The sequence below is a fragment of the Hydrogenophaga sp. NFH-34 genome, assembly GCF_021401345.1.
Classification (GTDB): domain Bacteria; phylum Pseudomonadota; class Gammaproteobacteria; order Burkholderiales; family Burkholderiaceae_C; genus Hydrogenophaga; species Hydrogenophaga electricum.
In genome coordinates, this window is sequence record NZ_JACBGE010000003.1 from 254,955 (window position 1) to 278,482 (window position 23,528).

Sequence of the window (23,528 nt, forward strand, 5' to 3'; positions counted from 1 at the left end):
AGTGAGTTACCAAGCGGTTACCAACTCAGAGCAGGTGCTTGACGCCGTCTTGTTCGCCTTGCAGCTCGGCCAGGGTCTTGTTGATGCACTCTTGCGAGAAGGCATCGATCTCCAGGCCTTCGACGATCTTGTACTCGCCGCCTTCGCAGGTGACGGGGTAACCGAACATCACGTCAGCGGGAATGCCGTACTCACCCTTGGACGGGATGCCCATGGTGACCCACTTGCCGTTGGTGCCCAGGGCCCAGTCGCGCATGTGGTCGATGGCAGCGTTGGCAGCCGAAGCGGCCGACGACAGGCCACGGGCGGCGATGATGGCGGCGCCCCGCTTGCCCACGGTTGGCAGGAAGGTGTTGGCGTTCCAGTCGTGGTCGTTGATGGTGTCCTTGACGGACTTGCCGTTCACCGTGGCGAAGCGGTAGTCGGCGTACATGGTGGGCGAGTGGTTGCCCCAGACGGCCAGCTTCTCAATGTCGCCGACGGCGCAACCGATCTTGGCGGCGATCTGCGAAGCAGCGCGGTTGTGATCCAGACGCAGCATGGCGGTGAAGTTCTTCGCCGGCAGGTCCGGCGCCGACTTCATGGCGATGTAGGCGTTGGTGTTGGCGGGATTGCCGACCACCAGCACGCGCACATTGCGCGAAGCGACGGCGTTCAGGGCCTTGCCCTGAGCGGTGAAGATCTGGGCGTTGGCGGCCAGCAGGTCGGCGCGCTCCATGCCGGGGCCACGGGGACGGGCACCCACCAGCAGGGCGTAGTCTGTGTCCTTGAAGGCGGTCATCGGGTCGGCGTGGGCTTCGATGCCGGCCAGCAGCGGGAAGGCACAGTCTTCCAGTTCCATGATCACGCCTTTCAGCGCGTTCTGGGCCTTCTCGTCCGGGATTTCCAGCAGTTGCAGGATCACGGGCTGGTCCTTGCCCAGCATTTCGCCGGAGGCGATGCGGAACAGCAGGGCGTAACCGATCTGACCGGCGGCGCCAGTGACGGCAACTCGGACGGGCTTCTTGCTCATGGTGAAAACTCCAGAAAGGGCGGAAAAAATGGGAGGAAATTCAGCGGGACAGCGTCTCGCGGACAAGGGCCACGCACGTGCGGGAAAACCCGTAAGAACAGGCGCAAGGTCAGCCAAGGAGTGTACCTCTGCGCGAGCGCATGCGTCAATTTGTCTTATGTCTTATATAAGATATCATTGCGCTTTTGCGACCCCGTCACCTGCCCGCAGGGACACCGGACCGCCCCCACGCATGCCCGCCCCCAACCCGCCCACTCCTGGCCTCACACCGGAACCGTCCACCCCGGACGGCTTGCCGCTGGCTGAAGCTGCCAGCCCCGAGGCCGGCCTACCCCCCACCCCGGCATTCAGTCCGCTCTACCAGCAGATCAAGACGCTGATCCTGCGCAGCCTTCAGGCCGGCGAATGGAAGCCCGGCGACATGATCCCGAGCGAATTCGAACTGGCCGCGCGTTTTCGCGTCAGCCAGGGCACCGTGCGCAAGGCCATCGACGAGCTGGCGACCGACAACCTGCTGGTTCGGCGCCAGGGCAAGGGCACGTTCGTGGCCACCCACGCGGAACAGCATGTGCAGTTCCGCTTCCTGCGCCTGCTGCCCGACGCCGGCACGCGCGACAGCCAGGGCCCGGCCGAGCGCCGCATCATCGAATGCCGCCGCCTGCGTGCGCCGGCCGAGGTGGCGCGTCAGCTCAGCCTGCGCACGGGCGATGCGGTGATCCAGGTCCGCCGCGTGCTCGCCTTTGAGGGCACACCCGCCATCCTGGAAGACCTCTGGCTGCCAGGCACCCCGTTCAAGGGCCTGACCCAGGAAACCCTCGCCGGCGACATGGGCCCGATGTACGCCCTGTTCGAAACCGCCTTCGGCGTGCGCATGGTGCGGGCCCAGGAAAAGCTCAAGGCCGTGGCCGCCGATGCCGACGCCGCCAGCCTGCTGGGCATCCAGCCCGGCCATCCACTGCTGAGCGTCGAACGCCTGGCCTTCACCTACAACGACGTGCCCATGGAACTGCGGCGCGGCCTGTATCGAACGGAAACACGCCACTATTTCAACGAACTGAGCTGAAGAAGCCCCTTGCCCGAGCGGAATGCTTGAGCAATCCGGCCGATGTCAGTGCCGGGCATGGTGCATTGCAATAGAATTTGCCGGCCCGTGGTCCGAGTTACCAACGAGTTACATCCCTGCCCCCCACCGTCTCCGCGCATACGGAAGAAAGCCCCACCATGCCTGAGTTGACACAGAAGCGGCCCGAGTTCCGCAACATCAACGCCATCAGGGACCTCACCACCTACCGGCTGCCGCCGGCCGGCTGGGTGTCGATCCTGCACCGCGTCAGCGGCGCCCTGATGTTCCTGCTGCTGCCCCTGATCGTCTGGCTGTTCGACACCTCCGTGTCCTCGGAGATCTCGCACGACGTGTTCCAGTCTGCGTTCAGCGCCGGCATCGGCTTCGTGCCCGGCGTGCTCGTCAAGCTGGTGGTGCTGGCCATCATCTGGGCTTACCTGCACCACCTGATCGCCGGTCTGCGCCACCTGTACATGGACGTGAACCACGCCGTGAGCAAGGAATTTGGCAAGTCCTCGGCCCTCTTCACCCTGGTTCTGAGCATCGGCCTGACGGTGGTGCTGGGCGCCAAGCTGTTCGGTCTGTACTGAACCCTGCGTCGGAAGGAAACACCCACATGTCCGTCAACTACGGTTCCAAGCGCGTCGTCACCGGCGCCCACTACGGCCTGCGCGACTGGCTGGCCCAGCGCATCACGGGCGCCCTGTTCGCCCTGCTCACCTTCATCGTGCTGGCCAAGGTGCTGCTGACCAGCGGCCCCCTGGGCTACGAAGGCTGGGCCGCCATCTTCTCGCCCCAGTGGATGAAGGCCCTCACCTTCGCCGTGTTCGTGGCCCTGGCCTACCACATCTGGATCGGCATGCGCGATATCTGGATGGACTACGTCAAGCCTGCCGGCATCCGTCTCGTCCTGCACGTTTTCACCATCGTCTGGCTCGTCGCCTGCCTGGGCTGGGCTGTTCAAGTTCTCTGGAGACTCTGATCCATGTCTGCCCAAGCATCCCTTTCCAAACGCAAGTTCGACGTGGTGATCGTCGGGGCCGGCGGCTCCGGCATGCGTGCCTCGCTGCAACTGGCGCGCGCCGGCCTGAAGGTCGCCGTGCTCTCCAAGGTCTTCCCGACCCGCTCGCACACCGTCGCCGCCCAGGGTGGCGTGTCCGCTTCGCTGGGCAACATGAGCGAAGACAGCTGGGAATTCCACTTCTACGACACCGTCAAGGGCTCCGACTGGCTCGGTGACCAGGACGCGATCGAATTCATGTGCCGTGAAGCGCCGAAGGTCGTGTACGAGCTCGAACACTTCGGCATGCCGTTCGACCGCAATCCCGACGGCACCATCTACCAGCGTCCGTTCGGCGGCCACACGGCCAACTACGGCGAGAAGCCGGTGCAGCGCGCCTGCGCCGCGGCCGACCGCACCGGCCACGCCATGCTGCACACCCTGTATCAGGCCAACGTGTCGGCCCGCACCACGTTCTTCGTGGAATGGATGGCCTTGGACCTGATCCGTGACGCCGAAGGCGACGTGGTGGGTGTGACCGCGCTCGAAATGGAAACCGGCGACCTGTACGTGCTCGAAGCCAAGACGGTGCTGTTGGCCACCGGTGGTGCCGGCCGCATCTTCCAGTCGTCGACCAACGCCTTCATCAACACCGGCGACGGCCTGGGCATGGCGGCCCGCGCCGGCATCGCGCTGCAGGACATGGAGTTCTGGCAGTTCCACCCCACCGGCGTGGCTGGCGCGGGCGTGCTGCTGACCGAAGGCTGCCGCGGCGAAGGCGCCATCCTGCTCAACAGCAACGGAGAACGCTTCATGGAGCGCTACGCGCCCACGCTGAAGGATCTGGCGCCGCGCGACTTCGTCTCGCGCTGCATGGGCCAGGAAATCCTCGAAGGCCGAGGCTGTGGTCCCAACAAGGACTACATCCACATGAAGCTGGACCACCTGGGTGCCGAAACCATCCGCAAGCGCCTGCCCTCGGTGGAAGAAATCGGCCACAACTTTGCCAACGTCGACATCACCAAGGAACCGATTCCGGTGGTGCCGACCATCCACTACCAGATGGGCGGCATCCCGACCAACATCCACGGTCAGGTGGTGCAGAGCGTGAATGGCGAGGACAAGCCCATCAACGGGCTGTACGCCGTGGGCGAATGCTCCTGCGTGTCGGTGCACGGCGCCAACCGCCTGGGCACCAACTCGCTGCTGGACCTGCTGGTCTTCGGCAAGGCTGCCGGCAACCACATCATCGCCAACGTCGACCCCCAGCGGGAACACAAGCCCCTGCCGGCCGACGCCGCCGATGCCACGCTGGCCCGCCTGGCCCGTCTGGACAATTGCAAGGACGGCGAATACGCCCAGGATGTGGCCAACGACATGCGCAGCATCATGCAGGCGCATGCCGGCGTGTTCCGCAGCCAGGAATCGATGGACGAAGGCGTCAAGAAGATCGCTGCCCTGCGTGAGCGCATCGGCAACATCGGCCTCAAGGACAACTCCAAGGTCTTCAACACCGCCCGCGTCGAAGCGCTGGAAGTGGAAAACCTCATGGAAGTGGCCCAGGCCACGATGGAAAGCGCGGCGGCCCGCAAGGAATGCCGCGGCGCCCACCTGGTGCGCGACTACGAACACGACGTCACCCACCCGACCTGCCCGCTGGGCCGCAACGACGCCGAGTGGATGAAGCACACCCTCTGGTACAAGGACGGCAACCGCCTGGACTACAAGCCCGTGCGCATGAAGCCCCTGACGGCCGAGACCGTTCCCCCGAAGCCCCGCACCTTCTGACCGGACACGAGCGAGAAAAAAAGGAACCTGAAAAATGGCCAAACGCACTTTCAAGATCTACCGCTACGACCCGGACAAGGACGCCAAGCCGTACATGCAGTCCATCGAGCTTGAACTCGACGGTACCGAGCGCATGCTGCTGGACGCGCTGGTCAAGCTCAAGGCCGTGGACCCCACGCTGTCGTTCCGCCGCTCCTGCCGCGAAGGCGTGTGCGGCTCCGATGCGATGAACATCAACGGCAAGAACGGTCTGGCCTGCCTGACCAACCTGAACACGCTCAAGGGCGACATCGTCCTCAAGCCGCTGCCCGGCCTGCCGGTGGTGCGCGACCTGATCGTGGACATGACGCTGTTCTTCAAGCAGTACCACAGCATCAAGCCCTACCTCATCAGCGACACCCCGCCGCCCGAGCGCGAGCGCCTGCAGAGCCCGGAAGAGCGCGAAGAGCTCAACGGCCTGTACGAGTGCATCCTGTGCGCGAGCTGCTCGACGAGCTGCCCGAGCTTCTGGTGGAACCCCGACAAGTTCGTCGGCCCCGCCGGTCTGCTGCAGGCTTACCGCTTCATCGCCGACAGCCGCGACGACGCCACGAGCCAGCGGCTGGACAACCTCGAAGACCCGTACCGCCTGTTCCGTTGCCACACGATCATGAATTGCGTGGACGTCTGCCCCAAGAGCCTCAACCCCACGAAGGCCATTGGCAAGATCAAGGAACTGATGGTCCGTCGCGCCGTCTGAGCGCCCATCCGGCCCACCGAGAACCGGCATGAGCGACCACAACGCCACCGACCGCCCTCTGGACGAGCGCGCCCTGAGCAAGCTCCGGTGGCGTTGCCGGCGCGGCCTGCTCGAGAACGATCTGTTCATCGAGCGCTTCTTCGCCAGGCACGAATCTGGCTTGACCGTCCGTCAGGCGCAAGCCCTGGAAGTCCTCATGGATCTGTCCGACAACGATCTGCTCGATCTGTTGCTCGGGCGGAAAGAGCCCCAGGATGCCATCGCCCAGGACGACGTCGCGCAGGTGCTGGGCCTGCTGCGATCTGCCCGCAACCCTGTTTAAGCCCTCCGACAAAGGAATCCGCATGAAACTCGTCGACAACAAAGCCACCCTGTCGTTCTCCAACGGCAGCCCCAGCGTCGAATTGCCGGTCTATGCCGGCAACATCGGCCCGGACGTCATCGACATCCGCAAGCTGTACGCGCAGACCGGCATGTTCACCTACGACCCCGGCTTCCTGTCGACCGCGTCGTGCCAATCGGCCATCACCTACATCGACGGCGACAAGGGTGAACTGCTGTACCGTGGCTACCCCATCGAACAGCTCGCCACCCAGGCGGACTACCTCGACACCTGCTTCCTGCTGCTCAACGGCGAGTTGCCCAACGAATCGCAGCGCGCCGACTTCCACAAGCTCGTGATCAACCACACCATGGTCAACGAGCAGATGCAGTTCTTCCTGCGGGGCTTCCGCCGCGATGCCCACCCCATGGCCGTGCTGACCGGTCTGGTGGGTGGCCTCTCGGCCTTCTATCACGACAGCACCGACATCAACAACCCGGAACACCGCCACATCGCCGCGATCCGCCTGATCGCCAAGATGCCCACGCTGGTGGCCATGGCCTACAAGTACGGCATCGGCCAGCCCTACATGTACCCGCAAAACGACCTGTCGTACGCCGGCAATTTCCTGCGCATGATGTTCGGCACGCCTTGCGAGGAATACCAGGTCAACCCGGTGCTGGAGCGCGCGCTCGACCGCATCTTCATCCTGCACGCCGACCACGAGCAGAACGCTTCCACCTCCACCGTTCGCCTGTGCGGCTCGTCGGGCACCAACCCGTTCGCCGCCATCGCGGCCGGTGTGGCCTGCCTGTGGGGCCCCTCGCACGGCGGCGCCAACGAAGCCTGCCTGAACATGCTGGAAGACATCCAGCGTCAGGGCGGTGTCGCCAAGGTCGGCGAGTTCATGGAAAAGGTCAAGGACAAGAACAGCGGCGTCAAGCTGATGGGCTTTGGCCACCGCGTCTACAAGAACTACGACCCGCGCGCCAAGCTGATGCAGGAAACCTGCAACGAAGTGCTGACCGAACTGGGCCTGGAAAACGATCCCCTGTTCAAGCTGGCCAAGGAACTGGAAAAGATCGCCCTGGAAGACGACTACTTCGTGCAGCGCAAGCTCTACCCGAACGTCGATTTCTACTCCGGCATCGTGCAACGCGCCATCGGCATTCCCGTCAGCCTGTTCACCGGCATCTTCGCGCTGGCCCGCACCGTGGGCTGGATCGCCCAGCTCAACGAAATGCTGGCCGACCCCGAGTACAAGATCGGCCGTCCGCGCCAGCTGTTCACCGGCTCGGTCCGCCGCGACGTGCCCGCTTCCTTCAAACGCTGATCCGCTTCTGCCCCACAAAACCCGCCGCTGGCGGGTTTTGTTTTTGCGGGGCCTAACATCGCAAATCACGATGGAAAAACAAAATCAAAAGAGGGAAAATCAGTAAAGTCATCTTCAAACGCGATGACTCTCCATGAACACTCCCGACCGCGCCTTCACCCGCCGACTCGACCTCACCACACTGCAACTGTTCGTGGCGGTGTGTGAGCGCGGCAGCATCGGCAAAGCCGCTGAGACCGAGTTCATGGCGCCGTCAGCGGTCAGCAAGCGCCTGTCGGATCTGGAAACCACAGTCGGCACGCCTCTGCTCCGACGCCACGCACGTGGCGTCACCCCCACCCCGGCCGGACAGAGCCTGCTCCACCATGCCCGTTCGGTGCTGTTCAGCCTGGACAAGATGCAAGGCGAGCTGTCGGAATACGCCCATGGTGTACGCGGCCACGTGCGTGTGCACGCCAACATCTCGGCCATCGTGCAGTTTCTGCCAGAAGATCTGGGCGCCTTCATCCGCTCCCACGACGCGATCAAGATCGATCTGGAGGAGCATCTGTCCACCGAGGTGCTGCGCGCGGTGCAGGAAGGCGCGGCCGACCTGGGTATCTGTCATGTGGGCGAAGACGCGCAGGCCCTGGCTCTGCAGACACGGCCCTACCGCCAGGACCGGCTGGTGCTCATCGTCCCCGCCACCCACGCTCTGGCCGGGCACTCCGAGCTGCCTTTCGCCGCCAGCCTGGATTGGGACCACGTGGGCCTGCACGCCAACAGCTCGATCTACCGCGCCATGCACGAGGCCGCCCTGCGCGAAGGCCGCAGCATCCGCCTGCGCATCCGGGTCACGGGCCTGGACGCCATGTGCCGCATGATCCACAACGGCCTCGGCGTCGGCCTGATGCCACAACGCGCGTTCGAGCTCATGCACGGCGTGGGCGAACTGGCCGCCATACCGCTCACCGACACCTGGGCCACGCGCCGCATCGATCTGGCCGCCCGCGATTTTTCCAGTCTGCCGGTCAGCGCCCGCCTGCTGGTGGACCACCTGTCCGCACGCAGCGCCGACACCACCAGCCCGACCTAGAATTTCAAGCCCCACAGGAGAACCCCGCCCCATGGCACGCACGCTCTACGACAAGATCTGGGACGAACACGTCGTCCACACCGAGGAAGACGGCACGTCCATCCTCTACATCGACCGCCACCTGGTGCACGAAGTGACCAGCCCGCAGGCCTTCGAAGGCCTGCGCCAGGCCGGCCGCAAGGTCTGGCGCGTCAGCTCGATCGTCGCCACCGCCGACCACAACACACCGACCACTGGCTGGGAACGGGGTTACGACGGCATCACCGATCCCATCAGCAAGGAACAGATCACCACGCTGGACAGCAACATCGCCGAGTTCGGCGCCGCCGCGTTCTTCCCCTTCATGTCCAAACGCCAGGGCATCGTGCACGTGATCGGCCCGGAAAATGGCGCCACCCTGCCCGGCATGACCGTGGTCTGTGGCGACTCGCACACCTCCACCCACGGGGCTTTCGGCGCGCTGGCGCACGGCATCGGCACCAGCGAGGTCGAGCACGTGATGGCCTCGCAGACGCTGCTGGCCAAGAAGGCGAAGAACATGCTGGTCAAGGTCGAGGGCCAGGTCGCCAAGGGCGTGACCGCGAAGGACATCGTGCTGGCCATCATCGGCAGGATCGGCACCGCCGGTGGCACCGGCTACACCATCGAGTTCGGCGGCAGCGCCATCCGTTCGCTGAGCATGGAAGGCCGCATGACAGTCTGCAACATGGCCATCGAAGGCGGCGCGCGCGCCGGTCTGGTGGCGGTGGACGAAAAGACCATCGAATACGTCAAGGGCCGACCACTGGCACCTACCGGCGTGGAATGGGACCAGGCCGTCGCCTACTGGAAGACGCTGCACTCCGATGAGGGCGCCCACTTCGACGCCGTGGTCGAGCTGGACGCCGCCCAGATCCTGCCGCAGGTCACCTGGGGCACCTCGCCCGAAATGGTGCTGGGGGTGGACGCGCGCGTGCCCGACCCCGAGAAAGAAAAGGACGCCAGCAAGCGCGGTGCCATGGAGCGCGCGCTCACCTACATGGCACTCGAACCCGGCAAGCCGCTGTCCGACATCTTTGTCGACAAGGTCTTCATCGGCTCCTGCACCAACAGCCGCATCGAAGACATGCGCGAAGCGGCCGCCGTCGTGAAGAAGCTGGGCCAGAAGGTCGCCAAAAACATCAAGCTGGCCATGGTGGTTCCCGGGTCCGGCCTGGTGAAGGACCAGGCCGAGCGCGAAGGCCTGCACGAGATCTTCCAGGCCGCCGGCTTCGAGTGGCGCGAGCCGGGTTGTTCGATGTGCCTGGCCATGAACGCCGACCGGCTGGAGCCGGGCGAGCGCTGCGCCTCCACCAGCAACCGCAACTTCGAAGGCCGCCAGGGCGCCGGTGGCCGCACCCACCTCGTCTCGCCCGCGATGGCCGCCGCCGCGGCGATCCACGGCCATTTCATCGACGTGCGCACCATCGCCTGAGTTTTCACCCTGAACCCTTTGCCAGGAGTCATCCCATGCCCACGCTCAAGCCCGTCGCCTACCTGATCGCCGCCGCCACGCTGGCCGCGTTGGCCGCCTGCAGCAGCCACACCGTGCAAGGCGTCAAACACGACGCGCACGTCGTCAAGGACAAGGCCGTCGAAGTCAAGGACAAGGTGGTCGACAAGGCCATTGAGGTCAAAGACGTTGTGGTCGACACCGCCGTCGAGGTCAAGGACAAGGCCGTGGAAGGCGGCAAAGCGGCCGGCCAAGCGGTCGGCTCCGGGCTGGAGAAAGCCGGCGACGCCGTCAAGGGCGCGACCAACTGAACACCATCACCATGCAGACATTCACCATTCACCAGGGCCTCGTGGCCCCCATGGACCGCGAGAACGTCGACACCGACGCGATCATTCCCAAGCAGTTTCTCAAGTCGATCCGCAAGACGGGCTTCGGCCCCAACCTGTTCGACGAGTGGCGCTACCTGGACCAGCCGGGCGAGCCCGGTGTGCCGGAAAGTGCGCGCAAGCCCAACCCGGACTTCGTGCTGAACCAGCCGCGCTACAAAGGTGCGTCGGTGCTGATCACGCGCCGCAACTTCGGCTGCGGCTCCAGCCGCGAACACGCCCCCTGGGCTATCGACCAGTATGGCTTTCGCGCCATCATCGCGCCCAGCTACGCCGACATCTTCTTCAACAACTGCTTCAAGAACGGCCTGCTGCCCATCGTGCTGAGCGAAGCGCAGGTGGACCAGTTGTTCAACGAAGTGTTCGCCTTCCCCGGCTATCAGCTGACCATCGACCTGGAGCGCCAGGTCATCGTCAAGCCGCAGGGTGAAGAGATTCCCTTCGAGGTCAACGCCTTCCGCAAGTACTGCCTGATCAACGGGCTGGACGACATCGGCCTGACGCTGCGCCACAAGGACAAGATCGAGGCGTTCGAGAAAGTGCGCCTGGCGACCAAGCCCTGGCTCGCGCACACCATGTAAACAGACCCACCCCCGCGCCGCCTGCGGCGTCACCCCCTCAAGGGGGCGTTGCCAGTGGCCCGGCAAAGCCGGTTCCACGGCAACGTCGAACACACCACCCCAATCTGAAGTTCTCTCATGAAAATCGCAGTTCTCCCCGGTGACGGCATCGGCACCGAAATCGTCGCCGAAGCGGTCAAGGTCCTCAACGCGCTCGACCTGAAGTTCGAGATGGAATCGGCCCTGGTTGGCGGCGCCGCTTACGACGCGCACGGCCACCCGCTGCCCGAGTCCACGCTCAAGCTGGCCAAGGAGGCCGATGCCATCCTGTTCGGCGCCGTCGGCGACTGGAAGTACGACAAGCTGGACCGCCCGCTGCGCCCCGAGCAGGCCATCCTGGGCCTGCGCAAGAACCTGGGCCTGTTCGCCAACTTCCGCCCCGCCATCTGCTACGAGCAACTGGTCGATGCCTCCAGCCTCAAGCCCGAGCTGGTGGCGGGTCTGGACATCCTCATCATTCGCGAGCTGACCGGCGACATCTACTTCGGCCAGCCGCGCGGCCGCCGCGAGGCCCCGGATGGCGAATTCAAGGGCGCACCCGAAGCCTTCGACACCATGCGCTATTCCAAGCCCGAGATCGAGCGCATCGCCCACGTAGCCTTCCAGGCCGCACGCAAGCGCAACAAGAAGGTGACCTCGGTCGACAAGGCCAACGTGCTGGAAACCTTCCAGTTCTGGAAGGACACCATGATCGAGGTGCACGCCCAGTACCCCGACGTGGCGCTGGAGCACATGTACGTCGACAACGCCGCGATGCAGTTGGTCAAGGCGCCCAAGGCCTTCGACGTCGTCGTTACCGGCAACATGTTCGGTGACATTCTGTCCGACGAAGCTTCCATGCTGACGGGCTCGATCGGCATGCTGCCCTCGGCTTCACTGAACGTGAAGAACCAGGGCCTGTACGAGCCCAGCCACGGCAGCGCACCCGACATCGCGGGCAAAGGCATCGCCAACCCGCTGGCGACCATCCTGTCGGCCGCGATGATGCTGCGATTCAGCCTGAACCAGGAAGAAGCCGCCCAGCGCATCGAAGCCGCCGTGCAGAAGGTGCTGGCCCAGGGCCTGCGCACTGGCGACATCTGGAGCGAAGGCGCGACCAAGGTCGGCACCGCACAGATGGGTGATGCGGTCGTGAAGGCCCTGGCTTGATCTGCCGGGGGTTGAGGGCGCTGTGCTTGCAGCGACCTCAACCCCCGAGATTCATCGGGCCAGAGCCAGCAGCAAAAGGCCCATACCCGCCGGCAAGGCCTGCACAAACAGGATGCGCCGGCTCGCCGTGGCTGCCCCATACAAGCCCGCTACCAGCACGCAGAGCAGGAAAAAGACCTGTACCGCCTGGCCCTGTGCGCCCTGCCACAACCCCCAGAACAACCCAGCCGCCAAGAAGCCGTTGTAAAGCCCCTGGTTGGCCGCGAGCACCTTGGTCGCTGCAGCAAACTCGGGTTGCAGGCCGAAGGCCTTCATGCCCCGCGGCTTGTCCCAGAAGAACATCTCCAGCACGAGGATGTAAACGTGGATCAGGGCGACCAGCAGGACGACCCCTTGGGCAGCAAGGTACATGGAACGGTTTTCCTAGGAAGACGGACCGCCATCGTACCGCTCCCTCGCCACAAACGCAGGGCTCGGTGTGGCCCGTCACGTCAACCGCACAACAGGCGGATTCCGCTACAATTCCGGCATGTTTGCCACCCGCCGGTTCCCCCTGAACAACGCCCTCGTCGCCAAGACGGGCGTGGCTGCGCGCGCAATCTCCACCAAAACCACGACCATTAAGGGCTGACCCAGCTCCGGATCGTCGTGCGCCCTCCCCGGCCGGACGAGCCGGGGCAAGTCGGTCCGGTTGTGACCTGTTTCTTCACTTGAAAGGGCGTTAGTAAATGAGCAAGTTGGTTGGTCTGGTCGGCTGGCGCGGCATGGTCGGCTCCGTATTGATGGATCGCATGGTCGAAGAAAACGATTTCGACCTCATCGAACCGCTGTTTTTCTCCACCTCGAACGCCGGCGGCCAAGCCCCGGCCATGGCCAAGAACGAGGCCACTCTGCAGGACGCGAACGACATCGCCGCCCTCCAGCGTTGCGACATCATCGTCACCTGCCAGGGCGGTGACTACACCAACGAGGTCTACCCCAAGCTGCGTGCCACCGGCTGGAAGGGCCACTGGATCGATGCGGCCTCCGCCCTGCGCATGGAAAAGAACGCAGTCATCGTGCTTGACCCGGTCAACATGCCAGTGATCAAGAACGCCCTGGCCCAAGGCGGCAAGGACTGGATCGGCGGCAACTGCACCGTCTCTTGCATGCTGATGGGCGTGGGCGCGTTGTACAAGGCTGGCTTGGTCGAGTGGATGTCCACCCAGACCTACCAGGCCGCATCGGGCGGTGGCGCCCAGCACATGCGCGAGCTGCTCACGCAATACGGCACGTTGAACGCCGAGGTGAAGGCCCTGCTGGACAATCCCAAGAGTGCCATCCTCGAAATCGACCGCAAGGTCATTGCCAAGCAGCGCAGCCTCAGCAGCACCGAGACCGCCAACTTCGGCGTACCGCTGGGTGGCAGCCTGATTCCCTGGATCGACAAGGACTTGGGCAACGGCATGTCCAAGGAAGAATGGAAGGGCATGGCCGAAACCAACAAGATCCTGGGTCTGGGCGAGGACTTCGGTTCGGCGCCGATCCCGGTCGACGGTTTCTGCGTCCGTGTCGGTGCCATGCGATGCCACAGCCAGGCCCTGACGTTCAAGCTCAAGAAGGATGTGCCGGTGGCCGATATCGAAGCCATGATCGCCGCCGACAACCCGTGGGCCAAGGTGGTGCCGAATACCCGGGAAGCGACTGTCAAGGATCTGACACCGGTCGCCGTGACCGGCACGATGAGCATTCCGGTCGGCCGTATCCGCAAGCTGGCGATGGGGCCCGAGTACGTGGGGGCCTTTACCATCGGCGACCAGTTGCTCTGGGGAGCTGCCGAGCCTTTGCGCCGCATGTTGCGCATCCTGCTTGAGGCCTGAACCGCCCTCTTGCGCTGTATCGGCAAAGTCGGGACCACCCGGCTTTGTCGTTACAGAACCACAGGAAAGTCACGTTCAGAAGCGAGGCCGGAAACTCAAGCGGTTTCTCAGCTTGTCACCGTAATGCGTTGATGTTATGGTCAATTCACGGTATATAACGTCGAGGTTTCTGTGCCCATCATGACCCGTTCAACCCCATCCCTGCCTGCCGGGTCCCAGCCTATGTCCGGTTCGAGTGGTCTTGCCCGGTTGCATGCGGTGGCCACGGCGGTGATTCTGGGCACCACCCTTTTGCAGCCACTGGACGCCCAAGCTCTGGCCTTGGGCCGCATCGCTGTGCAATCGGCATTGGGCGAGCCGCTGCGCGCCGAGGTCGACGTTCCCGAAATCAACGCCGAAGAGGCGTCCAGCCTGCGTGTCCAGTTGGCGCCCAGCGATGCCTTCAGGGCCGCAGGCATGGAAATCAGCGCCGCCCTGGCCGACCTGCAAATCAGCCTGCAGCGTCGCCCCGATGGTCGCGCCTATCTGCGCCTGCACACCAGCCGCCCCGTGAACGAGCCCTTCATGGACCTCATTCTGGAAGCCCAGTGGGCCAGCGGTCGGCTGGTGCGCGACTACACCCTGCTGTTCGACCCCCCGAATCTCCGTCCTGCCCCGGCGCCGGCCCCAATGCCGCCGAGCGTGACGCTGCCGCCCGCTTCTGCTCCTGCGCCGACGCACTCCCCGGCCACCCAGCCAGCGACACCGACCGTCAGGCCCCCAGTCCCTACGCCGCAACCGGCTGAACGTGCGGCAGCAACACCGCCAGCGCCAGTGGCCGCCCAGGCAGCACAAGTGCGCGTGAAGCCCGGGGATACCGCCGGACGCATCGCCAACGCGAACCGTTCGGACGGCGTCTCGCTGGACCAGATGCTGGTCGCCATGCTCCGCGCCAACCCCAATGCGTTCATCGGGGGCAACGTGAACCGCGTGCGTGCTGGCGCCGTGCTCGACATGCCGGACGCGAGCACTGCCGGATCGGTTCCGCAGCCGGAAGCCCGTCAGATCATTGCGGCGCAGAGCCGGGACTTCAACGAGTTCCGCCGTCGCGTGGCCCAAACCGTGCCCCAGGCCAGCGTGGCAACAGCCGACCGCCAAGCGAGCGGCCGCATTGAAGCCGAAGTCCGTGAAACCCAGCCGGCAGCGCCCACCCAGGACAAGCTGACGCTGAGCAAGCCTCAATCGCCTGCGGCCTCGGCACCTGAGGCCAAGATCGCCGAAGAGCGCCAGAGCCAGGACAGCGCCACCCGGGTCGCGGAACTGTCGCGCAACGTGGAAGAGCTCGCCAAGCTCAATGCCGTAACGCCGCCTGCGGCACCGGCGACCGCCGCGACCGAGCCCACCCCAGCGCCCCCTGCCCAGACCGAGGCACCCGCAGCAGCGGAGCCCACCGACACGCCGACGGCACCGGCACCTGCTGCAGCCGCCCCCGAACCGGCGCCAGCCCCTGCGGCTGCGGTGCCGACACCAGCGCCCAAAGCACCACCGCCGGCGGCCGAACCCTCGTTCCTGTCGCAATTGACCGAAAATCCCTTGGTTCTGCCCGGTGCAGCCTTGCTGCTGGCTTTGCTGGCGGGGCTCGGTGTGTACAAAGCGCGCCAGCGCAAGAAGGCCGCGGCCGTCGACAGTTCCTTCCTTGAAAGCCGTTTGCAGCCCGATTCGTTCTTCGGCTCCAGCGGCGGTCAACGCATTGACACCGCGGAGGCCACCGCGTCCGGCTCTTCGATGGTGTATTCACCCAGCCAGCTGGATGCGGCGGGCGATGTCGACCCGGTCGCTGAAGCCGATGTCTACCTCGCCTACGGGCGCGACCTGCAAGCCGAAGAAATCCTCAAAGAAGCCATGCGCGCCACGCCCACCCGTGTGGCCATCCATGGCAAGCTGCTGGAGATTTACGCCAAACGCCGCGACGCCCGTGCGTTTGAAGTCGTGGCCAACGAAGCGTTTGCACTGACACAGGGCCAAGGCCCCGAGTGGGAACACGCCTGCGAACTCGGGCGCGAACTCGATCCGGCCAACACCCTCTACCAGCCCGGCGGCCAGCCCGTCAGCAAGGTCGCCGTCAACTCCGAGGGCGCGATCGCCAACAACACCATCCCGTTCGGTGCCAGCACCCTGATGCAGAACGCGAGCGATGCCGGCGGGGCCGACGATGCCGACCTCCCGCTGGATCTGGACCTCGACCTGGACCTGGATATGGGCGGCGCGCCCGCCCCGGCGCCATCGACCAACTTCACCAACGCCCACCCCGCCGTTTCCGGCATGGCCGATCTCGACCAGACCGCCGAGCTGACGCAGGACCCGCCGTCGCGCCTGGGCCCCGCCTCCATGCCCATGGACTTCGACCTCGACTTCCCGTCGGAACCCGTACCGCTGGACCAACCACCGTCGGCACCCAAGGCAACCTCCGTCGACACGCAGTTGCCCGATCTGAGCTTCGACGAGCCGACACCGCTGGCTGCGGCCACACCGGCACCGGCCGACATGCTCTCGTTCGATCTGAACGACATCAACCTGGATCTCGGCGAAAAGGCGCCCGAGCCGCAGCCCATGGGCCTCACCGAAGAGAACCCGCTGGAAACCAAGCTGTCGCTGGCCGAAGAGTTCCGTGCCATCGGTGATCTGGAAGGCGCCCGTTCGCTGGCCGAAGAGGTGCTGGCTGAAGCCACCGGCACGCTCAAGACCAAGGCCAGCGCCTTCCTCGCGGACCTGACCTGATCCCGCGCCCGACACGGCCCTTGTCCGACCCAGCCCCCCCCACCCCACCACCGCCCAGCGGCGGTGGCCGTGTCGCGTTGGCCGTGAGCTACAACGGCCAGGCCTACGATGGCTGGCAAAGCCAGCCCAGTGGTCGCACCGTCCAGGACCACCTGGAACAGGCGTTGGCCCGTCTGCTGGCCGTTGACGAAGTGTCCACGCTGTGTGCAGGTCGCACCGATGCCGGTGTCCATGGCCTGGGGCAGGTGGTGCACTTCGACAGCCCACTGGCGCGCCCCGAAAACGCCTGGGTGCGTGGCACCAACAGTTTTTTGCCCCCCGACATCGCCGTGCAGTGGGCACGTCACGTGCCCGACCGTTTCCATGCGCGTGCCAGCGCCATCGCACGCCGCTATGCCTACGTGCTGCTCGAATCCCCGGTGCGTCCCAGCGTCGATGCCGGGCGTGTCGGCTGGGTCTTCCGCCCGCTGGACCAGGCCGCCATGACTGCGGCGGCCGAAGCCCTGATCGGAGAGCACGACTTCACATCGTTCCGTGCGGCCGCCTGCCAGGCCCACACGCCCGTCAAGACCCTGCGGCAGATTCGCATCCTCCGCCGAGGCGCCTACTGGCGGTTCGAATTCGAGGCCAATGCCTTCTTGCACCACATGATCCGAAACATCATGGGCTGCCTCATTGCCATCGGTAGCGGCAACCGCCCTGCAGGCTGGATGGCCGAAGTGCTGGCCGCCCGCAGCCGGGACGCGGCCGCGCCAACGTTTTCCCCGGACGGCCTGTACTTCCTCGGCCCGGTCTACGATGCGACCTGGGGTCTGCCCGAGTGCACACCCGCTTTCGACTGGCTGCCATGACACCGCACCGAACCCGCATCAAGATCTGTGGCCTGACCCGCGAGCCCGACGTCGACGCAGCGGTTCGCGCCGGAGCCGATGCCGTCGGCTTCGTGCTCTATCCGAAAAGCCCGCGTTTCGTCCCGCCCGCACGGGCGGGTGAACTCGCGCGCCGACTACCGCCCTTCGTCACACCGGTTCTGCTGTTCGTCAACGCCAGCCCCGAATTTCTCGCCCAGGGCGTGGCTGCGGTACCCAACGCGCTGTTGCAGTTTCATGGCGATGAAAGCCCGGCCGATTGCCTGGCCGCCGGCCGGCCCTTTCTGCGGGCGGCACGCATTCCACTCGGTGCCGACGGGGATGGCTTCGATCTCCTAAAATACGCCGAAGACTTCGCCGCCGCGCAGGCCCTCCTGCTCGATGCCCATGTGGAGGGCTACGGTGGCGCGGGCCGATCGTTCAACTGGACTGCTTTCCCTTGGTCACACCCCAAACTAAACGCCAGCTCTCGCCTCGTTTTGTCTGGTGGACTCACGCCTGCAAACGTGACCGATGGCATGACGCTCGTGCGGCCCTGGGCCGTTGACGTGAGTTCGGGGGTCGAAGCCACCGGCCCGCAGGGCCAAGGCCTCAAAGGCATCAAGGACCCCGAACTCATGCTCGCCTTCGTGGCTGCCGTGCGCGCAGCCGACACCCAGATTTCCCGCCCAGGCTGACCCCGGTTCGATATCCGACGGGTGGCCCGGGCCCCAGCAACGGGACACCCTTCATGGACACCAGCAGCTACCAGCAACCCGACGCCCGCGGCCATTTCGGCATCTACGGCGGCAACTTCGTGAGCGAGACGCTCACCCACGCGATCAACGAGCTCAAGGCCGCGTACACGAAGTACCAGCACGATCCGGCATTCCTGGCCGAATTCCGCAAGGAACTTGCCCACTACGTCGGCCGGCCCAGCCCGGTCTACCACGCCGAGCGCATGAGCCGCGAAACCGGCGGCGCGCAGATCTTCCTCAAGCGCGAAGACCTCAACCACACCGGCGCGCACAAGATCAACAACGTGATCGGCCAGGCCATGCTTGCCAAGCGCATGGGCAAACCGCGCATCATCGCCGAAACCGGTGCTGGCCAGCACGGCGTGGCCACCGCCACCATCTGCGCCCGCTACGGCTTGGAGTGCGTGGTCTACATGGGCAGCGAAGACGTCAAACGCCAGAGCCCCAATGTCTACCGCATGAAGCTGCTCGGCGCCACCGTGGTGCCGGTGGAAAGCGGCAGCAAAACCCTCAAGGACGCGCTCAATGAAGCCATGCGCGACTGGGTGGCCAACGTCGACAACACCTTCTACATCATCGGCACCGTGGCTGGCCCGCACCCGTACCCGATGATGGTGCGTGACTTCCAGAGCGTCATTGGCAACGAATGCCTGGTGCAAATGCCGCAGATGCTTCAGGAGGCCGGTTGCACGGGCGAGCAACCCGACGCGGTGGTCGCCTGCGTCGGCGGCGGCAGCAACGCCATGGGCATCTTTTACCCCTACATCCCCTACTCGGCCACACGCCTCATTGGTGTCGAGGCCGCTGGCGAGGGCCTGGACAGCGGCAAGCACTCGGCTTCGCTGCAGCGCGGCAGCGCCGGCGTGCTGCACGGCAACCGCACCTACATCCTGCAGGACGACAACGGCCAGGTCACCGAGACGCACAGCATCAGCGCCGGTCTCGACTACCCCGGCGTCGGCCCCGAACACGCCTTCCTCAAGGACATCGGGCGGGCCGAGTACGTCGGCATCACCGACCAGGAAGCGCTCGAGGCCTTCCACTACCTGTGCCGCGCCGAAGGCATCATTCCGGCGCTGGAATCCAGCCACGCGGTGGCCTACGGCATGAAACTGGCCAAAACCATGAGCCCTACGCAATCGGTGCTGGTGAACCTGTCCGGCCGGGGCGACAAAGACATCGGCACCGTGGCCGACCTCTCCGGCGTGGATTTCTACGACCGCCCGTCCATGCGCGGTCATACCGTGAAAGGTGGCCAGGCATGAGCCGCATCGAAACCGCCCTGAACGCACTGAAAGCGCAGAACCGCAAGGCGCTGATCCCCTTTGTCACCGCCGGTTTCCCCTACGCCGACATCACGCCCCGGCTGATGCATGCCATGGTCGAGGGCGGTGCCGACGTGATCGAGCTCGGCGTGCCCTTCTCCGATCCGTCGGCCGATGGGCCGGTGATCCAGAAGGCCGGCGACCGCGCGCTGGCCCTGGGCATCGGGATGTCCCAGGTGCTGACCATGGTGCGCGACTTCCGCAAGGACAACGACAGCACCCCCGTGGTGCTGATGGGCTACGCCAACCCGATCGAACGCTACAACCAGAAGCACGGCGCGGGCGCCTTCGTGCGCGACGCAGCGGCCGCCGGCGTTGACGGGGTGCTGGTGGTGGACTATCCGCCCGAGGAATGCGAAGACTTTGCTGCCGAACTGCGCGCTGCCGGCCTGGACTTGATCTTCCTGCTCGCACCGACCAGCACCGACGAACGCATGGCGCAGGTGGCGCGCGTGGCCAGCGGCTATGTGTACTACGTGTCGCTCAAGGGTGTGACCGGTGCCGGCACGCTGGACGTGGGCCAGGTCGAGGCCATGCTGCCGCGCATCCGCCAGCACGTGCACATTCCCGTCGGTGTCGGTTTCGGCATCCGCGACGCGGAAACCGCCAAGGCCATCGGCCAGACGGCAGATGCGGTCGTGATCGGCAGCAAGATCATTCAGCTGATCGAAAACGAACCGTTTGAAAAGGTGGGTCTGGTGGCCACCAACTTCCTGCGCACGATCCGCAAAGCGCTGGATGCCTGAGCCCGGCCTGCCCCGAGAGCCGGCGCCCGCCGGCCTCGCGGGACGATCCGCCCGGGCTGGCCCGGGGCCAGGCACCGTGGTCTAATCCACCGTCGTTAAGGAGAAATCTGATGTCTTGGCTTGAAAAACTGCTGCCGCCCAAGATCACGCAAACCGACCCGGCCGAGCGCCGCAGCGTGCCCGAAGGCCTGTGGATCAAGTGTCCAAGCTGCGAAGCCGTGCTCTACAAGAACGATCTGGAGAAAAACCAGAACGTCTGCCCGCACTGCAGCCACCATCACCGCATCGGCGCGCGCGCGCGCCTGAACGCCTTCCTTGACGCCGAAGGCCGCTACGAGCTGGCGCAGGAAGTGCTGCCGGTGGATGCGCTGAAGTTCAAAGACAGCCGCAAGTACCCCGAGCGCCTGAAGGAAGCCCTGGAAACCACGGGCGAGACGGACGCGCTGATCGTCATGGGCGGTGCGGTGCAGGGCATCAGCCTGGTCGCGGCCTGCTTCGAGTTCGACTTCATGGGCGGCTCCATGGGTTCCGTGGTCGGCGAGCGCTTCGTGCGCGGCGTCGAGGAAGCCATCGCCCAGAAAGTGCCCTTCATCTGCTTCACCGCCACCGGTGGCGCGCGCATGCAGGAAGGCCTGCTCTCGCTGATGCAGATGGCCAAGACCAACGCGGCCCTCACGCGCCTGGCCAAGAAGGGCCTGCCCTACATCAGCGTGCTGACCGACCCGACCATGGGCGGCGTGAGCGCCGGCTTCGCCTTCGTGGGCGACGTGGTGATCGCCGAGCCCAAGGCGCTGATCGGCTTTGCCGGGCCGCGCGTGATCGAAAACACCGTGCGCGTGAAGCTGCCCGAAGGCTTCCAGCGCGCCGAGTTCCTGCAGACCAAGGGCGCGGTCGACTTCATCTGCGACCGGCGCGAGCTGCGCAGCACCGTGGCCAACACCCTGGCGATGCTGCAGCGCCAGAGCGCCGACGCGGTGGTCACCGATTGAGTGAAGCGCCCGCCCAGGGCCGCTCCGGCGCGCCCCTGAGCCTCACCCACCTGCCCCTGTTTCCGCTGCAGACCGTCCTGTTCCCAGGTGGCTGGATGCCGTTGCGCATTTTCGAAGTGCGCTACCTGGACATGATCCGGCGCTGCCACGAAGCCGGTGCGCCCTTCGGGGTGGTCTGCCTGTCCGAAGGCAGCGAGGTCCGCCGTGCCGACCCCAAGGCCCCCGATGGTTTCGCGCGCGAGGCTTTCTTTCCAGTGGGCACGCTCGCACGCATCGAGCAGGTGGCGCGCCCGCAAGCTGGCCTCATGCTCATCCACTGCCGGGGCCAGCAGCGCTTCCGCATCACCAGCAGCCACAAGCTGCCCCACGGGCTATGGGTCGCCGACGTGCAGCTCGATGCGGCCGAACCCGCCGTCGCCGTGCCCGAGCACCTGCGCAGCACGCGCGATGCCCTGCAGCGCGTGCTGGCCAACCTGCGCGAGCGCGAGCCGCAGGCCGTGAACGAACTGCCACTGCAGCCGCCCTACCAGTGGGACGACTGCGGCTGGGTCGCCAACCGCTGGACCGAGCTGCTGCCCGCGCCGGCCGAGCTCAAGCAGCGGCTGATGGCGCTGGACAACCCGCTGCTGCGGCTGGAACTGGTGTCCGACCTGCTGGACCGCATGGGCGTGGAGCGCTGAGCGCCAGCTGCCGCGCCGGCATGCCTGACGGGCCGCGCTCCAGCGACACCGCAGCGCCTCGTTCACCCCCGGGACGGGGGCCCGGGAGATCGTTCGTTCACATCTTGCAGAGCGCGGAAGGCGCGGGCGTCAGCGATGCCGGAAAGACCTGCTCCACCACCGGTCGCAGCACCCCGTCCACCACCTTGGCTCGGCCCACATAGTTGGGCAGCACCAGTTGGTTGTCCGCTGCGCGCAGCGTCACCTTGCCATACACGGTGTCAAGCTGCGCGCCCCGCAAAGCCTTGCTCACGTCGCCCGGCTTGGCACTGCCCGCCAGCTTGACGCCTTCAAACATCACCTGCACGCCGTTGTAGGCCTGCCCTTCGTTGTCGGTCGGCAGCCGGTTGAACTTGGCCTTCCAGGCATCGACGAAGGCTTTGTTGCGCGGATTGTCGATATCGGGCGTGTAGGCCGTGTTGCCGACCGTGCCTTCGAGCGCCTTGCCGGTGGAATTGATGATGAAGTTCTGCACCAGCGCGTGACCGATGATCTTGGTCTTCGGAATCAACCCGAATTCCTCGGCCTGCTTGATGAAGGCGGTCGCATCGCGCCCCACTTCGGCCACCCAGATGGCGTCCACATTGGCGGCCTTGAGCTGCGCGATGTAGGGCGAAAAGTCCTTGGTCCCCAGCGGCACGTACAGGCTCAGCGGCACCTTCTTGCCCGAAGCTTCGATGGCGCGTTTGAACGATTCGCCCGAATCGCGGCCCCAGGCGTAGTCGGCGGCCAGCACGGCAAAGCTGCTGTCTTTCAGGCTCTTGGCCCATTCGTTGATCATGGCGATGTCCATGGCATCCGAATGCACGGTGCGGAAGCTGCGCGGGCGGCAGGTGTCGCCGGTGAGCTTGTCGGACTTGGAGGCCACCGCGAAGTAGGCCGCATCCCAGCGCTCCAGGCTCTGTGCGATGGCCAGCGAAATGTTGGACGGGATCGCACCGATCAGCAGGCTGTGGCCTTCGCGGGCCAGCTTCTCGGCAACACGGCGGCCGGCATCGGGCGTGCTTTCGTCGTCACCCTCAGCCAGTTCCACCTTGCGCCCGTCGATCCCGCCCTTGGCGTTGGCTTCCTCCACGGCGAACTTCACGCCACGAATGACTTCTTCGCCCTGTTGGGCGAACACGCCCGACTTGGACGACACGAGACCCACCTTGATGGGGTCCTTGGCCTGGGCAGCGGCGTTCAGCGGCAACACCGCGATCAGCGCAGCACCCGCGAGCACGCGGGAAAGAGGGGTCAGCTTGAACATCTTGTCTCCATGGGGTTGCAATCGCCGGAAGCGGTCCGGCAGCCGTTGAACAAAGGGGAAGGACAAAGGCTGAGGGCTCGGTTGCCGCAGGAGCGCTGGTCCGTGCGTCGCTGCCCCACCGCCGGCCTCAGACCATCACGTGGCGCTCCAGCTCCTCAAGCCCCTGGCGCGAATGCACCACCGGCCCCTGCGCCATCACCGAGCCCTTGGCCATGGCCAGGTAGCGCTGCGCCACCCGCACCACCAAAGACATGTTCTGCTCGATCAGCAGCAGCGCCGTGCCCTGCCCGGCCACCCGGTTGAATATCTCGGCCAAC

The 23,528-nt window shown here is 65.4% G+C and carries 23 protein-coding genes and 1 pseudogene; 20 read left to right on the forward strand and 4 right to left on the reverse strand.

All coding sequences use genetic code 11. From position 1 onward, the window contains the following. Window positions 1–25: 25 nt before the first annotated feature. Window positions 26–1,012, reverse strand: a complete 987-nt coding sequence (locus L0977_RS04625; RefSeq protein WP_234263608.1) for a malate dehydrogenase — start codon at window positions 1,010–1,012, stop codon at window positions 26–28. Between the two features lie 232 nt (window positions 1,013–1,244). Between L0977_RS04625 and L0977_RS04630 the strand changes: the two genes are divergently transcribed. The 12 genes from L0977_RS04630 (at window position 1,245) to leuB (ending at window position 11,961) form a co-directional block, all read left to right on the forward strand. Next, window positions 1,245–2,075: a GntR family transcriptional regulator gene (locus L0977_RS04630; RefSeq protein ID WP_234263609.1), complete on the forward strand. Its 831-nt coding sequence runs from the start codon at window positions 1,245–1,247 to the stop codon at window positions 2,073–2,075. Between the two features lie 158 nt (window positions 2,076–2,233). Beyond that, window positions 2,234–2,665 carry a succinate dehydrogenase, cytochrome b556 subunit gene (gene sdhC, locus L0977_RS04635; protein ID WP_234263610.1) on the forward strand — a complete coding sequence of 144 codons (432 nt, stop codon included), beginning with the start codon at window positions 2,234–2,236 and terminating at the stop codon, window positions 2,663–2,665. A 26-nt stretch (window positions 2,666–2,691) separates the two neighbouring features. Continuing rightward, on the forward strand, window positions 2,692–3,057 hold the full coding sequence (gene sdhD, locus L0977_RS04640) for a succinate dehydrogenase, hydrophobic membrane anchor protein (RefSeq protein WP_234263611.1): 366 nt from the start codon (window positions 2,692–2,694) through the stop codon (window positions 3,055–3,057). Window positions 3,058–3,060: 3 nt separating this feature from the next. After that, on the forward strand, window positions 3,061–4,863 hold the full coding sequence (gene sdhA / locus L0977_RS04645; RefSeq protein ID WP_234263612.1) for a succinate dehydrogenase flavoprotein subunit: 1,803 nt from the start codon (window positions 3,061–3,063) through the stop codon (window positions 4,861–4,863). Between the two features lie 34 nt (window positions 4,864–4,897). Next, on the forward strand, window positions 4,898–5,602 hold the full coding sequence (locus L0977_RS04650) for a succinate dehydrogenase iron-sulfur subunit (RefSeq protein ID WP_234263613.1): 705 nt from the start codon (window positions 4,898–4,900) through the stop codon (window positions 5,600–5,602). A gap of 28 nt (window positions 5,603–5,630) precedes the next feature. Beyond that, a complete protein-coding gene (locus tag L0977_RS04655) occupies window positions 5,631–5,924 on the forward strand; it encodes an FAD assembly factor SdhE (RefSeq protein ID WP_234263614.1) in 294 nt (97 codons plus the stop codon). 22 nt (window positions 5,925–5,946) lie between these two features. Next, entirely contained in the window at window positions 5,947–7,257 is a 1,311-nt protein-coding gene (locus tag L0977_RS04660) for a citrate synthase (RefSeq protein WP_234263615.1), read from the forward strand. A gap of 133 nt (window positions 7,258–7,390) precedes the next feature. Next, the gene (locus tag L0977_RS04665; RefSeq protein ID WP_234263616.1) at window positions 7,391–8,332 is read left to right on the forward strand and encodes a LysR substrate-binding domain-containing protein; all 942 of its coding nucleotides are present in this window, start codon (window positions 7,391–7,393) and stop codon (window positions 8,330–8,332) included. Window positions 8,333–8,363: 31 nt separating this feature from the next. Continuing rightward, entirely contained in the window at window positions 8,364–9,785 is a 1,422-nt protein-coding gene (gene leuC / locus L0977_RS04670) for a 3-isopropylmalate dehydratase large subunit (protein WP_234263618.1), read from the forward strand. A 35-nt stretch (window positions 9,786–9,820) separates the two neighbouring features. Then, window positions 9,821–10,114 carry a hypothetical protein gene (locus L0977_RS04675; RefSeq protein WP_234263619.1) on the forward strand — a complete coding sequence of 98 codons (294 nt, stop codon included), beginning with the start codon at window positions 9,821–9,823 and terminating at the stop codon, window positions 10,112–10,114. Window positions 10,115–10,125: 11 nt separating this feature from the next. Then, a complete protein-coding gene (gene leuD, locus L0977_RS04680) occupies window positions 10,126–10,773 on the forward strand; it encodes a 3-isopropylmalate dehydratase small subunit (RefSeq protein WP_234263620.1) in 648 nt (215 codons plus the stop codon). 117 nt (window positions 10,774–10,890) lie between these two features. Beyond that, window positions 10,891–11,961 (forward strand): 3-isopropylmalate dehydrogenase, encoded by a 1,071-nt coding sequence (gene leuB, locus L0977_RS04685; RefSeq protein WP_234263621.1) that lies wholly within the window; start codon window positions 10,891–10,893, stop codon window positions 11,959–11,961. A gap of 51 nt (window positions 11,962–12,012) precedes the next feature. Here leuB and L0977_RS04690 read toward each other — a convergent pair whose 3' ends face one another. After that, a complete protein-coding gene (locus L0977_RS04690) occupies window positions 12,013–12,372 on the reverse strand; it encodes a DUF1304 domain-containing protein (RefSeq protein WP_234263622.1) in 360 nt (119 codons plus the stop codon). Between the two features lie 317 nt (window positions 12,373–12,689). Between L0977_RS04690 and asd the strand changes: the two genes are divergently transcribed. The 8 genes from asd to L0977_RS04730 all read left to right on the forward strand — a co-directional run bounded on the left by asd (window position 12,690) and on the right by L0977_RS04730 (window position 21,923). Beyond that, on the forward strand, window positions 12,690–13,820 hold the full coding sequence (asd, locus tag L0977_RS04695) for an aspartate-semialdehyde dehydrogenase (protein ID WP_234263623.1): 1,131 nt from the start codon (window positions 12,690–12,692) through the stop codon (window positions 13,818–13,820). A 222-nt stretch (window positions 13,821–14,042) separates the two neighbouring features. Next, window positions 14,043–16,577 carry a FimV/HubP family polar landmark protein gene (locus L0977_RS04700; RefSeq protein WP_234263624.1) on the forward strand — a complete coding sequence of 845 codons (2,535 nt, stop codon included), beginning with the start codon at window positions 14,043–14,045 and terminating at the stop codon, window positions 16,575–16,577. Window positions 16,578–16,597: 20 nt separating this feature from the next. Then, window positions 16,598–17,428: a tRNA pseudouridine(38-40) synthase TruA gene (gene truA / locus L0977_RS04705; RefSeq protein WP_234263625.1), complete on the forward strand. Its 831-nt coding sequence runs from the start codon at window positions 16,598–16,600 to the stop codon at window positions 17,426–17,428. Then, entirely contained in the window at window positions 17,425–18,123 is a 699-nt protein-coding gene (locus L0977_RS04710) for a phosphoribosylanthranilate isomerase (RefSeq protein ID WP_234263626.1), read from the forward strand. The genes truA and L0977_RS04710 overlap by 4 nt, the downstream gene beginning before the upstream one ends. Before the next feature lie 53 nt (window positions 18,124–18,176). After that, complete coding sequence (trpB, locus tag L0977_RS04715) at window positions 18,177–19,448, forward strand: tryptophan synthase subunit beta (protein WP_234263627.1); 1,272 nt, start codon at window positions 18,177–18,179, stop codon at window positions 19,446–19,448. Then, window positions 19,445–20,254 (forward strand): tryptophan synthase subunit alpha, encoded by an 810-nt coding sequence (trpA, locus tag L0977_RS04720; protein WP_234263628.1) that lies wholly within the window; start codon window positions 19,445–19,447, stop codon window positions 20,252–20,254. The genes trpB and trpA overlap by 4 nt, the downstream gene beginning before the upstream one ends. A 110-nt stretch (window positions 20,255–20,364) precedes the next feature. Next, entirely contained in the window at window positions 20,365–21,243 is an 879-nt protein-coding gene (gene accD / locus L0977_RS04725; protein ID WP_234263629.1) for an acetyl-CoA carboxylase, carboxyltransferase subunit beta, read from the forward strand. Then, the gene (locus tag L0977_RS04730) at window positions 21,240–21,923 is read left to right on the forward strand and encodes an LON peptidase substrate-binding domain-containing protein (RefSeq protein ID WP_234263630.1); all 684 of its coding nucleotides are present in this window, start codon (window positions 21,240–21,242) and stop codon (window positions 21,921–21,923) included. The genes accD and L0977_RS04730 overlap by 4 nt, the downstream gene beginning before the upstream one ends. Window positions 21,924–22,020: 97 nt before the next feature. Here the strand turns inward: L0977_RS04730 and L0977_RS04735 are convergent, their stop codons facing one another. Both L0977_RS04735 and L0977_RS04740 read right to left on the reverse strand, forming a co-directional pair. Beyond that, window positions 22,021–23,211, reverse strand: a complete 1,191-nt coding sequence (locus L0977_RS04735) for an ABC transporter substrate-binding protein (protein ID WP_234263631.1) — start codon at window positions 23,209–23,211, stop codon at window positions 22,021–22,023. Between the two features lie 127 nt (window positions 23,212–23,338). Next, window positions 23,339–23,528, reverse strand: a pseudogene (locus L0977_RS04740) (ABC transporter ATP-binding protein); the annotation flags it as partial.

Coding starts and splice junctions, on each gene's coding strand:
- L0977_RS04625 (WP_234263608.1), bottom strand. CDS start 1,012: ATGAGCAAGAAGCCCGTCCGAGTTGCCGTCACTGGCGCCGCCGGTCAG.
- L0977_RS04630 (WP_234263609.1), top strand. CDS start 1,245: ATGCCCGCCCCCAACCCGCCCACTCCTGGCCTCACACCGGAACCGTCC.
- sdhC (WP_234263610.1), top strand. CDS start 2,234: ATGCCTGAGTTGACACAGAAGCGGCCCGAGTTCCGCAACATCAACGCC.
- sdhD (WP_234263611.1), top strand. CDS start 2,692: ATGTCCGTCAACTACGGTTCCAAGCGCGTCGTCACCGGCGCCCACTAC.
- sdhA (WP_234263612.1), top strand. CDS start 3,061: ATGTCTGCCCAAGCATCCCTTTCCAAACGCAAGTTCGACGTGGTGATC.
- L0977_RS04650 (WP_234263613.1), top strand. CDS start 4,898: ATGGCCAAACGCACTTTCAAGATCTACCGCTACGACCCGGACAAGGAC.
- L0977_RS04655 (WP_234263614.1), top strand. CDS start 5,631: ATGAGCGACCACAACGCCACCGACCGCCCTCTGGACGAGCGCGCCCTG.
- L0977_RS04660 (WP_234263615.1), top strand. CDS start 5,947: ATGAAACTCGTCGACAACAAAGCCACCCTGTCGTTCTCCAACGGCAGC.
- L0977_RS04665 (WP_234263616.1), top strand. CDS start 7,391: ATGAACACTCCCGACCGCGCCTTCACCCGCCGACTCGACCTCACCACA.
- leuC (WP_234263618.1), top strand. CDS start 8,364: ATGGCACGCACGCTCTACGACAAGATCTGGGACGAACACGTCGTCCAC.
- L0977_RS04675 (WP_234263619.1), top strand. CDS start 9,821: ATGCCCACGCTCAAGCCCGTCGCCTACCTGATCGCCGCCGCCACGCTG.
- leuD (WP_234263620.1), top strand. CDS start 10,126: ATGCAGACATTCACCATTCACCAGGGCCTCGTGGCCCCCATGGACCGC.
- leuB (WP_234263621.1), top strand. CDS start 10,891: ATGAAAATCGCAGTTCTCCCCGGTGACGGCATCGGCACCGAAATCGTC.
- L0977_RS04690 (WP_234263622.1), bottom strand. CDS start 12,372: ATGTACCTTGCTGCCCAAGGGGTCGTCCTGCTGGTCGCCCTGATCCAC.
- asd (WP_234263623.1), top strand. CDS start 12,690: ATGAGCAAGTTGGTTGGTCTGGTCGGCTGGCGCGGCATGGTCGGCTCC.
- L0977_RS04700 (WP_234263624.1), top strand. CDS start 14,043: ATGTCCGGTTCGAGTGGTCTTGCCCGGTTGCATGCGGTGGCCACGGCG.
- L0977_RS04710 (WP_234263626.1), top strand. CDS start 17,425: ATGACACCGCACCGAACCCGCATCAAGATCTGTGGCCTGACCCGCGAG.
- trpB (WP_234263627.1), top strand. CDS start 18,177: ATGGACACCAGCAGCTACCAGCAACCCGACGCCCGCGGCCATTTCGGC.
- trpA (WP_234263628.1), top strand. CDS start 19,445: ATGAGCCGCATCGAAACCGCCCTGAACGCACTGAAAGCGCAGAACCGC.
- accD (WP_234263629.1), top strand. CDS start 20,365: ATGTCTTGGCTTGAAAAACTGCTGCCGCCCAAGATCACGCAAACCGAC.
- L0977_RS04735 (WP_234263631.1), bottom strand. CDS start 23,211: ATGTTCAAGCTGACCCCTCTTTCCCGCGTGCTCGCGGGTGCTGCGCTG.